Source organism: Exiguobacterium sp. KRL4 (assembly GCF_001870785.1).
Lineage (GTDB): Bacteria > Bacillota > Bacilli > Exiguobacteriales > Exiguobacteriaceae > Exiguobacterium_A.
The window spans coordinates 26,190-38,228 of sequence record NZ_MOLV01000035.1 but is presented as its reverse complement, the minus strand read 5'-3'; the positions used below and the strand labels follow the sequence as shown (position 1 = coordinate 38,228).

10 protein-coding genes and 1 other annotated feature are annotated in these 12,039 nt (G+C 47.5%); all 10 genes read left to right on the top strand.

Translation table 11 applies throughout. The features are described from left to right. Window positions 1–79 precede the first annotated feature (79 nt). The 10 genes from rplK (at window position 80) to rpsG (ending at window position 12,005) form a co-directional block, all read left to right on the top strand. Window positions 80–505, top strand: a complete 426-nt coding sequence (gene rplK / locus BLD48_RS15095; RefSeq protein WP_012368996.1) for a 50S ribosomal protein L11 — start codon at window positions 80–82, stop codon at window positions 503–505. A 116-nt stretch (window positions 506–621) separates the two neighbouring features. Beyond that, a complete protein-coding gene (gene rplA / locus BLD48_RS15090; RefSeq protein ID WP_014969140.1) occupies window positions 622–1,308 on the top strand; it encodes a 50S ribosomal protein L1 in 687 nt (228 codons plus the stop codon). 54 nt (window positions 1,309–1,362) lie between these two features. Beyond that, window positions 1,363–1,517: a sequence feature (ribosomal protein L10 leader region), on the top strand. Between the two features lie 50 nt (window positions 1,518–1,567). Beyond that, the gene (rplJ, locus tag BLD48_RS15085; protein WP_014969141.1) at window positions 1,568–2,074 is read left to right on the top strand and encodes a 50S ribosomal protein L10; all 507 of its coding nucleotides are present in this window, start codon (window positions 1,568–1,570) and stop codon (window positions 2,072–2,074) included. 76 nt (window positions 2,075–2,150) lie between these two features. Further along, complete coding sequence (gene rplL / locus BLD48_RS15080) at window positions 2,151–2,516, top strand: 50S ribosomal protein L7/L12 (RefSeq protein ID WP_012368999.1); 366 nt, start codon at window positions 2,151–2,153, stop codon at window positions 2,514–2,516. An 83-nt stretch (window positions 2,517–2,599) separates the two neighbouring features. Further along, complete coding sequence (locus tag BLD48_RS15075) at window positions 2,600–3,196, top strand: class I SAM-dependent methyltransferase (protein WP_071500911.1); 597 nt, start codon at window positions 2,600–2,602, stop codon at window positions 3,194–3,196. A 231-nt stretch (window positions 3,197–3,427) separates the two neighbouring features. Next, entirely contained in the window at window positions 3,428–6,985 is a 3,558-nt protein-coding gene (gene rpoB, locus BLD48_RS15070; RefSeq protein ID WP_071500910.1) for a DNA-directed RNA polymerase subunit beta, read from the top strand. A gap of 20 nt (window positions 6,986–7,005) precedes the next feature. Beyond that, on the top strand, window positions 7,006–10,605 hold the full coding sequence (gene rpoC, locus BLD48_RS15065) for a DNA-directed RNA polymerase subunit beta' (protein ID WP_026830526.1): 3,600 nt from the start codon (window positions 7,006–7,008) through the stop codon (window positions 10,603–10,605). Window positions 10,606–10,685: 80 nt separating this feature from the next. Next, the gene (locus BLD48_RS15060; RefSeq protein ID WP_014969145.1) at window positions 10,686–10,937 is read left to right on the top strand and encodes a ribosomal L7Ae/L30e/S12e/Gadd45 family protein; all 252 of its coding nucleotides are present in this window, start codon (window positions 10,686–10,688) and stop codon (window positions 10,935–10,937) included. 125 nt (window positions 10,938–11,062) lie between these two features. Further along, window positions 11,063–11,485 (top strand): 30S ribosomal protein S12, encoded by a 423-nt coding sequence (rpsL, locus tag BLD48_RS15055; protein WP_012369004.1) that lies wholly within the window; start codon window positions 11,063–11,065, stop codon window positions 11,483–11,485. A 49-nt stretch (window positions 11,486–11,534) separates the two neighbouring features. Then, window positions 11,535–12,005 (top strand): 30S ribosomal protein S7, encoded by a 471-nt coding sequence (gene rpsG / locus BLD48_RS15050; protein WP_014969146.1) that lies wholly within the window; start codon window positions 11,535–11,537, stop codon window positions 12,003–12,005. The last annotated feature ends 34 nt before the right edge of the window (window positions 12,006–12,039 follow it).

Sequence of the window (12,039 nt, the reverse complement as noted above, 5' to 3'; positions counted from 1 at the left end):
ATTACTCGTCGAATAGAATGAGTGGGAGGACGCGCAACGTCCAATTAAACCACATTAAAGAATTAAGGAGGTGTGTCTCGTGGCGAAGAAGGTTATGAAACTAGTTAAACTTCAAATTCCTGCGGGCAAAGCAAACCCAGCTCCACCAGTTGGACCGGCACTCGGTCAAGCAGGTGTGAACATCATGGGCTTCTGTAAAGAGTTCAACGCTCGTACACAAGACCAAGCCGGCTTGATTATTCCTGTAGTCATCACGGTTTTTGAAGATCGTTCATTTACGTTTATTACTAAAACTCCACCAGCAGCAGTTCTCTTGAAGAAAGCAGCTGGAATCGAGAGCGGTTCAGGCGAGCCTAACCGTAAGAAAGTAGCGACTGTCAAACGTGACAAAGTTCGCGAAATCGCTGAAACGAAAATGCCAGACCTCAACGCAGCATCTGTTGAAACAGCGATGTTGATGGTTGAAGGTACTGCACGTTCTATGGGTATCGTAATCGAAGACTAAGTCTTTTGATTACAAGGAACAACGATGAGGGTCGCAGGCGGATAGTTACTTGAAGCCTTGCTACCCTTTCATTATGTGGGAGGATTTTCCGCACAACCACAAAGGAGGAACCTAAAATGGGTAAGAAGTATAAAGAAGCTGCTAAACTTATCGATCGTACGGTTTCATACGAACTCGCTGAAGCTGTAGATCTTACTAAAAAGTCTGCAACTGCGAAATTCGATGAAACAATCGAACTTGCTGTTCGCCTCGGAGTCGATCCGAAGAAAGCAGATCAACAAATCCGTGGAGCAGTCGTATTGCCACACGGTACTGGTAAAACACAAAAAGTTCTCGTCTTTGCTAAAGGTGAGAAATTAAAAGAAGCGGAAGCTGCTGGAGCAGACTTCGCTGGTGATTCTGAGTACATCACTAAAATCCAACAAGGATGGTTCGACTTCGATGTTATCGTTGCGACACCTGACATGATGGGTGAAGTTGGTAAACTCGGCCGTGTTCTCGGACCTAAAGGCCTCATGCCTAACCCGAAAACAGGAACAGTTACATTTGACGTCACAAAAGCAATCAACGATATCAAAGCTGGTAAAGTTGAGTACCGTGTCGACAAATCAGGTAACATCCACGTTCCAGTCGGTAAAAAATCATTCGATAACGAGAAGTTGATTGAAAACATCACGACCGTTATGGAAACTCTCGTCAAAGTTAAACCAGCTACTGCTAAAGGTGTTTACCTGAAGAACATCGCGATCGCTTCAACAATGGGTCCTGGTGTAAAAGTATCTGCGGTTGACTTTGCGAAATAATTTCGTCTAAAACGAACTTGACAACGTTCTAAGAACGCTGTTACAGTATAAAACGTTGATATATTCGACATACCGTAGACAGAAGGTGCTCATCGATTGAGCATAAACCCTTCCGAGGTGTTCTTGCTCAGAGAGCCTGTTTGTTCAGGTATCCTTTTTGACGATTACGCCTCCTCTGCTCTGCAGACGGAGGCTTTTTATTTGAAATCGAGCAGCCCCTCGCGCCGGTACATTCTATTTACCAGGAGGTGCAACAGAAATGGCAAACGAAAAAGTTATCGCTGTCAAAGCGGATCTCGTATCTGAGATCGCTGAGAAAATGCAAGCGAGTGCTGGAACGATCGTCGTCGACTACCGTGGTCTCACAGTAGACGAAGTAACTGAACTTCGTAAACAACTCCGCGAAGCGGGCGTTGAATTCAAAGTTTACAAAAACGGTCTCCTCCGCCGTGCAGCAGTTCAAAGCAATCTTGAAGGTCTTGAGGAAGTCTTTACAGGTCCTACTGCGATCGCCTTCAGCAATGAAGACGTTATCGCTCCAGCTAAGATCTTAAACAACTTCTCGAAAGAACACAAAGCTCTTGAGCTTAAAGGTGGTATCATCGAAGGCAAAGTCACTTCAGTAGAAGATGTCAAAGCCCTTGCGGAACTTCCGTCACGCGAAGGTCTCCTTTCGATGCTTCTCAGCGTGCTTCAAGCGCCAATCCGCGGTCTTGCGGTGGCAACGAACGCAATTGCAGAGCAAAAAGAAGAACAATCTGCTTAATGTCCGCTTAGCGGGATAGGCAAACACACAATTTTTCAAACCCCAACGTGGGCTAAATCAAAGGAGGAAAACCATAATGGCTTTCAACAAAGAGCAATTTATCGAAGACCTCAAGGGCATGACTGTTCTTGAACTTAACGAACTCGTAAAAACAATCGAAGAAGAATTCGGCGTATCAGCAGCAGCTCCAGTAGCAGCAGCAGGTGCAGGCGCAGCAGCAGCTGAAGAGCAAACTGAATTCGACGTAATCCTTACTAGCGCAGGTTCTGGTAAAATCAACGTCATCAAAGCAGTTCGCGAATTGACAGGCCTCGGTCTTAAAGAAGCGAAAGCACTCGTTGACGGAACTCCAGCTCCAGTTAAAGAAGGTGTTTCGAAAGAAGACGCTGACGCAATCAAAGCTAAGCTTGAAGAAGCTGGCGCAAGCGTAGAAGTTAAGTAATTTTCTTCTTCACGTAAAACAAAAGAAGCTCGCTTTGCGGGCTTCTTTTGTTTTCAACTTTAATGCAGAGAGGGGAAGGAAACATGGCAGATCATTATTACACAAATGATCCCTCCTCGAAACGGGATCCGAAGTCGTGGGAGTTTATCTTGCGTGGTGAAACGTTCCGTTTTACATCCGATCATGGAGTCTTTTCAAAAGGCGGTGTTGATTTTGGTTCACGTCTACTCATTGAAGCGTTTGTCGAACCGGACATAACGGGTGCGATTCTTGATGTGGGTTGTGGGTATGGACCGATGGGGATTTCGCTTGCGAAGACGACAGGACGAGATGTGGTTTTAGTGGATGTAAACGAGCGAGCACTTGAGCTTGCTGCTGAAAATGCACGCGCGAATGGTGTTTCCGTGACGACCGGTGTAAGTGACGGATATGCTGGCGTGGCTGATCAGACGTTTGCAGCGATCGTGACGAATCCACCGATTCGGGCAGGGAAAACAGTTGTCCACCGTATTTTACGAGAAGCGTATGATCATTTGGAAGTCGGCGGTGCCTTATGGGTCGTCATTCAGAAAAAACAAGGCGGACCGTCAGCTAAAAAATTGATGGAAGAAGTCTTCGGTTCATGTGAGACGGTTACCCGGGATAAAGGGTACTCGATATTTAAATCAATTCGGTCTTGACAAATCGAGTGATTTGTCGTTGACCTTGTCTAGTGTCTATGATAATATTATAAAATGCCATTGGAGTGATTTTTGGATAAGCAGTTTGAAGCAGCTGGCGTTCTCGACTACAGATGATTGAGTAGACAAGACGTCGCTTTTTTTGCGCTTATCGGTCAAAAAATGGCTTCAATGTTCGATATTACACCCGTCCTTCTCTAGAAGAAGAACTGGGTCTGAGAGGTGAATCAGTTGACTGGTCAACTTGTTCAGTACGGTCGTCACCGTCAGAGAAGAAGCTATGCACGTATCAGCGAAGTTTTAGAACTTCCAAACCTTATTGAGATTCAAACGAATTCATATGAATGGTTCCTACGGGAAGGTCTTCGTGAGATGTTTCGTGATATCTCGCCGATTTCCGACTTCACAGGAAATCTCGTATTAGAATTCATCGATTACTCGCTCGGAGAGCCAAAGTATTCGACTGATGAATCAAAAGAACGCGATGTGACCTATTCGGCACCACTACGCGTAAAAGTCCGTCTTCAAAACAAAGAGACGGGTGAATTGAAGGAACAAGAAGTCTTCATGGGTGACTTCCCGCTTATGACGGAGTCGGGAACATTCATTATTAATGGTGCGGAACGAGTCATCGTTTCTCAGCTTGTTCGTTCGCCAAGTGTGTATTACAACAATAAGTTAGATAAGAACGGTAAACGTGGATTTTCGGCAACGGTCATCCCGAACCGTGGAGCATGGCTCGAACTTGAGACAGATGCGAAGGATATCGTATACGTTCGAATCGACCGCACGCGTAAGATTCCAGTAACGGTTCTTTTACGTGCTCTTGGTTTCGGTACGGATCAGGAAATCATCGATCTTCTTGGAGATGATGAATACCTCCGTAACTCCCTTGAAAAAGATAATACAGAAACAACGGAAAAAGCCCTCATCGAGATTTATGAGCGTCTACGTCCGGGAGAACCACCGACTGTCGAAAATGCGAAAGCACTTCTCGTGTCACGGTTCTTTGACCCGAAACGTTATGATTTGGCAAACGTTGGTCGTTATAAAATCAATAAAAAACTTCATTTGAAGAATCGTCTGTTCGGACAGAAACTTGCAGAAACGCTTGTGGATCCTGAGACAGGGGAAGTAATCGCAGAAGAAGGAACAGTACTTGACCGTCGTATGCTCGACAAAGTCTTACCATTCCTTGAAGGATCTGTTGGTTACATCGAAGCGATGCCAACTGGCGGCGTGACACAAGGTGAAGCCTTCAACTTACAGTCGATCAAGGTGTTCGCACCGGACGATGCTGAAGGTGAACGCATCATCAATATCATCGGTAACGGTAACATCGATCGTGATATCAAGCACATTACGCCTGGTGACATGATTGCTGCAATCAACTATTTCTTCAACTTGTTGCATGAAGTAGGAACGACAGACGATATCGACCACCTCGGTAACCGTCGTCTCCGTTCAGTCGGTGAATTGCTCCAAAACCAGTTCCGAATCGGTCTTTCCCGTATGGAACGTGTCGTCAAGGAGCGGATGTCGATTCAGGATCAGAATGCGATCACGCCACAGGCATTGATCAACATTCGTCCTGTTATCGCATCGATTAAGGAGTTCTTCGGTAGCTCGCAGTTATCGCAGTTCATGGACCAAACGAACCCGCTTGCTGAGTTGACGCACAAACGTCGTCTCTCTGCACTTGGACCCGGTGGTCTCACACGTGAGCGCGCCGGCTTTGAAGTTCGAGATGTTCACTACTCGCATTATTCCCGTATGTGTCCAATCGAAACGCCTGAGGGTCCGAACATCGGGCTGATCAACTCACTGTCTTCGTTCGCGAAGGTCAATGAGTATGGTTTCATTGAAGCGCCATACCGTCGTGTCAATCCGGAAACGGGTGTCGTCACGAATGAAATTCACTACATGACGGCAGACGAAGAAGATCTCTACGTCGTCGCACAGGCAAACATGTTATTGACGGAAGAGAAGACGTTCCAAGATACACACGTCTTATCTCGTTTCCGCGGACAAAACTTGTCTGTTGAACCAGCTCGTGTCGATTACATGGACGTTTCACCGAAACAGGTTGTTTCGGCAGCGACGGCATGTATCCCGTTCCTAGAGAACGATGACTCGAACCGTGCCCTCATGGGAGCGAACATGCAACGTCAGGCCGTGCCACTTCTCGACCCGGAATCACCGATTGTTGGGACTGGGATGGAGTATGTGTCTGCAAAAGACTCAGGTGCTGCCGTTGTTGCAAAACATTCAGGTATCGCTGAGCGTGTAACGGCGCGTGAAATCCTTGTCCGTCGTACGACGGAAGTCGATGGCAACATCGTTCAAGGCGAACTCGATCGTTATAAGATCCAAAAATTCATTCGTTCCAACCAAGGAACGTGCTATAACCAAAAACCAATCATCAAAGCAGGCGATCCAGTCGACAAAGGCGAGATTCTTGCAGATGGTCCATCGATGGACGGTGGGGAACTTGCGCTTGGTCGTAACGTACTCGTCGGTTTCATGACATGGGATGGTTACAACTACGAGGATGCCGTCATCATGAGCGAACGTCTTGTGAAAGATGATGTCTACACGTCGATCCACATTGAGGAATATGAGTGTGAGTCACGTGATACAAAACTCGGACCGGAAGAGATCACTCGTGACATTCCGAACGTCGGCGACGACGCCTTGAAAAATCTCGACGATCGCGGAATCATCCGCGTCGGTGCTGAGGTGAAAGACGGGGATATCCTAGTCGGTAAAGTTACACCTAAGGGCGTAACGGAATTGACGGCTGAAGAACGCCTGCTTCATGCAATCTTCGGTGAAAAAGCACGTGAAGTCCGTGATACTTCACTCCGTGTACCGCACGGTGGCGACGGTATCATCCTTGACGTGAAAATCTTCGATCGTGATAACGGCGACGAACTGTCACCTGGTGTCAACCAGTTGATCCGTGCGTACATCGTTCAGAAGCGTAAGATTCACGAAGGAGATAAAATGGCAGGACGTCACGGTAACAAAGGTGTTATCTCACGTATCTTGCCAGAAGAAGACATGCCGTACATGCCAGACGGCACACCAATCGACATCATGTTGAATCCACTTGGTGTACCATCGCGGATGAACATCGGGCAGTTGCTCGAGCTTCACCTTGGTATGGCTGCACGCCAACTCGGAATCAAAGTCGCATCGCCAGTATTTGATGGTGCGCGTGAGGAAGATGTTTGGGCAACGATTGAAGAAGCCGGTATGGACCGTGACGCTAAAACTATCCTCTATGACGGACGTTCTGGTGAAGCCTTCGATAACCGTATCTCGGTTGGTGTCATGTATATGATCAAACTCGCCCACATGGTCGATGATAAACTTCATGCACGTTCGACGGGTCCTTACTCACTCGTTACGCAACAGCCGCTCGGTGGTAAAGCCCAGTTCGGTGGACAGCGTTTCGGTGAGATGGAAGTATGGGCACTTGAAGCATATGGTGCCGCTTATACGCTCCAAGAGATCCTGACGATCAAGTCGGATGATACAATCGGTCGTGTTAAAGCATATGAAGCGATCGTTAAAGGTGAAAACGTACCACAACCGGGCGTACCTGAATCGTTCCGAGTCCTCATTAAAGAACTTCAATCCCTCGGTATGGATGTTAAGATGATGTCTGCCGAAGATGAAGAGATCGAAATGAAAGACGATGACGATGACAATATCCCGAACGCGACTCCAGCACTCGAAGAAGTTCAAGCGCCTGTCGCACCAGTTGTTACTGAAGAGGAATAAGCGAAAGGGAGGTCCACCCCTTGGTAGATGTTAATAGATTTGAATATATGAAAATCGGCCTCGCTTCCCCTGAAAAGATCCGTTCGTGGTCTTTCGGGGAAGTGAAGAAGCCGGAAACGATCAACTATCGTACGCTCAAGCCAGAGAAAGACGGCTTGTTCTGTGAACGGATTTTTGGTCCAACAAAAGACTGGGAATGTTACTGTGGGAAATACAAACGAATCCGTTATAAAGGAATCATTTGTGACCGCTGTGGTGTTGAAGTAACGAAGTCGAAAGTCCGTCGTGAGCGCATGGGTCACATTGAGCTTGCTGCACCGGTTTCGCACATCTGGTATTTCAAAGGAATCCCAAGTCGTATGGGTCTCGTCCTTGATATGTCACCCCGTGCACTCGAAGAGATCATTTACTTCGCGTCGTACGTCGTGACGGATCCGGGCGAATCGACACTCGAGAAGAAACAACTCCTTTCAGAAAAAGAGTACCGGGCTTACCGTGAGAAATTCGGTAGTTCGTTTACGGCTGAAATGGGAGCGGAAGCGGTTCGTAAATTGCTCCGTGACGTCGAACTCGAAAAAGAAGTAGCTGGTTTACGTGAAGATCTTCGAATGATTCAAGGACAACGTCGTACACGTGCAATCAAACGTCTTGAAGTCTTAGATGCTTTCCGTAACTCAGGCAACAATCCGGAATGGATGGTTCTCGAAGTATTACCAGTCATTCCACCGGAACTTCGTCCGATGGTACAGCTTGATGGTGGACGTTTCGCGACGTCTGACTTAAACGATTTGTACCGTCGTGTCATCAACCGTAACAACCGTCTCAAGCGTCTTCTTGACCTTGGCGCTCCGAACATCATCGTTCAGAATGAAAAACGGATGTTACAAGAAGCGGTTGATGCCTTGATCGATAACGGTCGTCGTGGCCGTCCGGTCACAGGACCAGGTAACCGTCCGTTAAAATCTCTTTCACATATGTTGAAAGGGAAACAAGGACGTTTCCGTCAAAACTTACTCGGTAAACGAGTCGACTATTCAGGTCGTTCGGTTATCGTCGTTGGTCCAAACCTGAAGATGTATCAATGTGGTCTTCCGAAAGAAATGGCCCTTGAACTCTTCAAACCGTTTGTCATGAAAGAGCTTGTCTCGCGTGGCATCGCACCAAACATCAAGAGTGCGAAACGCAAAATCGAACGTGTCCAACCTGAAATTTGGGATGTATTAGAAGAAGTCATTCGTGAGCATCCGGTTCTCTTGAACCGTGCCCCGACCCTTCACCGTCTCGGTATCCAGGCGTTCGAACCAACACTCGTCGAAGGTCGCGCAATCCGTCTTCACCCACTCGTATGTACGGCATACAATGCCGATTTCGATGGTGACCAAATGGCGGTTCACGTACCACTTTCAGCAGAAGCACAAGCAGAAGCACGTCTTCTCATGCTCGCTGCACAAAACATCTTGAACCCGAAAGACGGTAAGCCTGTTGTTACACCATCGCAGGATATGGTCCTCGGGAACTACTACCTGACGCTTGAGCGTGAAAACGCAATCGGCGAAGGGAAAACATTCTCGACGGTGAACGAAGCGTTGATTGCCTACCAAAATGGGTATGTCCACTTCCACACACGTGTTGCTGTTCCGGCCGGCGTTCTCAAAAACCCGACATTCACGGAAGCGCAAAACGAGAAGTTATTGGTTACGACGGTCGGTAAGTTGATCTTCAACGAGATCCTCCCAACGACGTTCCCATACTTGAATGAACCATCGATGAACAATCTGCAGGAAGCAACGCCTGATCAGTACTTCCTTGAAAGAGGAACGGATGTCGCTGCTGAAATCAAGAGCCGTCCGATCATCGAACCATTCAAAAAAGGATTCCTCGGAAATGTTATCGCGGAAGTCTTTAAGCGTTTTGAAACGACTGAAACAAGCCGTATGCTTGACCGCATGAAAAACCTTGGTTTCAAACACTCGACACGTGCGGGTATTACGGTTGGTATCGCCGATATCATCGTACTTCCGGACAAACAGGAAATCCTGGTCGAAGCACAAGATAATGTTGACCGCGTTATGAAATCGTATCGCCGTGGTCTCATCACGGAAGAAGAGCGCTATGAGCGTGTCGTTAAATCGTGGAATGACGCGAAAGATGAAATTCAGTCTCGTCTGATGAAATCCCTTAACCGTCTGAACCCGATCTTCATGATGAGTGACTCTGGTGCCCGTGGTAACGCATCAAACTTTACGCAGCTTGCAGGGATGCGTGGACTCATGGCCGCTCCAAGTGGACGGATCATCGAGCTCCCGATCAAATCTTCGTTCCGTGAGGGTCTGACGGTTCAGGAATACTTCATCTCGACGCACGGTGCGCGTAAAGGTCTTGCCGATACAGCCTTGAAGACTGCCGATTCAGGTTACCTGACTCGTCGTCTCGTTGACGTCGCGCAAGATGTTATCATTCGCGAAGATGATTGTGGAACGGATCGTGGTATTCGTGTCACAGCACTTCGTGAAGGGACGGAAGAAATCGAAAACCTCTACGACCGACTTGTTGGCCGTACGGCGTTCGAAAAAGTCGTCCACCCAGAAACAGGCGCAATCCTTGTTTCAACTAACGAACTTATCGACGAAGATATCGCGCGTGCGATTACGGACGCCGGTATCGACAATGTTGAGATTCGTACAGCCTTCACTTGTAACACAAGTCATGGTGTCTGTAAGAAATGTTACGGACGTAACCTTGCGACTGGTAACGACGTCGAAGTCGGCGAAGCAGTCGGAATCATCGCGGCACAATCAATCGGTGAGCCAGGAACGCAGCTTACAATGCGTACCTTCCACACAGGTGGGGTTGCCGGAGATGATATCACACAAGGTCTCCCGCGTATCCAGGAGTTGTTCGAGGCCCGTAACCCGAAAGGTCAAGCGGTCATCTCGGAAATTGATGGACAAGTCATCGACTTTACAGAGTCGCGTGATAAGCGTGAGTTGACGATTCAAGGTCTGAGCGAAACACGGACATACACGATTCCTTTCGGATCACGTCTACGTGTTCAACTCGGTGAAGAAGTCATTGCCGGTCAAGTGTTCACGGAAGGTTCAATCGACCCGAAAGAACTCTTGAACGTCAAAGGTGTATCTGGCGTACAGAACTATCTTCTCCAAGAAGTTCAAAAAGTATACCGGATGCAAGGGGTTGAGATCGGTGATAAGCACGTCGAGGTCATGGTACGTCAGATGATCCGTCGCGTTCGTGTCATCGAGTCGGGTGAGACTTCACTCTTACCAGGTTCGCTTGTCGATATCAGCACATTTAAAGAAGCATGTAAAGAAGCGCTCCGTGCCGGTAAAGCACTCGCTTCCGCTAAACCAGTTCTCCTCGGTATCACAAAAGCGTCGCTTGAGACGGACTCGTTCCTATCAGCTGCTTCGTTCCAGGAAACTACTCGTGTCCTTACGGATGCGGCGATTAAAGGGAAGAGCGACTACCTTCGCGGCTTGAAAGAGAACGTTATTATCGGTAAACTTGTTCCAGCTGGTACAGGAATGACACGTTACCGTCAAATCGGTCTCGAGATAGCAGGCGAAACACCTGTAGAAGCAGATTCTCCTGTAGAATAAAACGCCTTGACACGTCGGTATGGCGGTGCTACTATGATATAGTGTTGCCAACCGGCTGTGTTATTTTGGAGGATATCTTCATGTCTTACAAAAAAGTAGTCGGCGCAGATTTGAAGTTTGTTGGTCAAAAACAAACGCTCAAAGCATTGCGTTCTGGCAAGGCGTCGGAAGTGATCATTGCAGATGACGCAGATGAACACGTAAAGCAAGCATTGCTCGACGCGGCGAAACAAGCAGACGTTCCAGTCGTGAGCGTTCCTTCTAAGCTTGAGCTTGGTAAGGCTTGTGGAATCGACGTTGCGGCAACTGCCGTTGCTATTAAGAAAGTTTGATAATACGTTTTGTGTGGCGATGGAATGCCTGAGCCACGCAAAACGTTTCATTATGACTTTCGATGAACCACCCGGCTCGGTGGTTTTGAAACTTGTCATGAATTCAGGAAGGGAGGATCTCAAAGATGCCTACTATCAACCAATTAGTCCGTAAAGGACGTCAATCAAAAGTTGTAAAATCAGATTCGCCAGCGCTGAACAAAGGGTACAACAGCTTTATCAAAGCTCGTACTGACATCAGCTCACCACAAAAACGTGGTGTTTGTACTCGTGTAGGTACAATGACTCCGAAGAAACCGAACTCGGCTCTTCGTAAGTACGCACGTGTACGTTTAACGAACACAATGGAAGTAACAGCTTACATCCCAGGTATCGGCCACAACTTGCAAGAACACAGTGTTGTTCTTATTCGCGGCGGTCGCGTAAAAGACTTACCAGGGGTACGTTACCACATCGTTCGTGGTGCACTCGATACAGCTGGAGTTGACGGCCGTATGCAAGGTCGTTCGAAATATGGTACTAAACGTCCAAAAGCAGCAAAAAAATAATCTAGATATCAAAAGATATCACCTCACTATATGAAAGGAGGGACTCGGAATGCCACGTAAAGGTCAAGTAGAACGCCGTGATGTAATGGCTGATCCGATCTACAACTCTAAACTCGTTACCCGCCTTATCAACCGTCTTATGTTAGATGGTAAAAAAGGTACTGCTCAACAAATCTTATACAAAGCTTTTGAAGCTGTCGCTGAACGTTCAGGTCGCGACGCAATGGAAGTTTTTGAAGAGGCGATGAACAACATCATGCCAGTTCTTGAAGTAAAAGCACGCCGTGTAGGTGGAGCTAACTATCAAGTTCCTGTCGAAGTCCGCCCTGAGCGCCGTACGACACTTGCACTTCGTTACCTCGTGAACTACTCACGTCTCCGTAACGAAAAAACAATGGATGCTCGTCTTGCGAATGAAATCATGGACGCTGCAAACAACACTGGTGCTTCAGTTAAGAAGCGCGAAGATATGCACAAAATGGCGGAAGCGAACAAAGCGTTTGCTCACTATCGCTGGTAAATCCGGAATCAACCACCTCATCTATGCCATTTTG

Bases quoted from the DNA above. Each gene is read 5' to 3' on its own strand.
- rplA (WP_014969140.1), top strand. From the start codon at position 622: ATGGGTAAGAAGTATAAAGAAGCTGCTAAACTTATCGATCGTACGGTT.
- rplJ (WP_014969141.1), top strand. From the start codon at position 1,568: ATGGCAAACGAAAAAGTTATCGCTGTCAAAGCGGATCTCGTATCTGAG.
- rplL (WP_012368999.1), top strand. From the start codon at position 2,151: ATGGCTTTCAACAAAGAGCAATTTATCGAAGACCTCAAGGGCATGACT.
- BLD48_RS15075 (WP_071500911.1), top strand. From the start codon at position 2,600: ATGGCAGATCATTATTACACAAATGATCCCTCCTCGAAACGGGATCCG.
- BLD48_RS15060 (WP_014969145.1), top strand. From the start codon at position 10,686: ATGTCTTACAAAAAAGTAGTCGGCGCAGATTTGAAGTTTGTTGGTCAA.
- rpsL (WP_012369004.1), top strand. From the start codon at position 11,063: ATGCCTACTATCAACCAATTAGTCCGTAAAGGACGTCAATCAAAAGTT.
- rpsG (WP_014969146.1), top strand. From the start codon at position 11,535: ATGCCACGTAAAGGTCAAGTAGAACGCCGTGATGTAATGGCTGATCCG.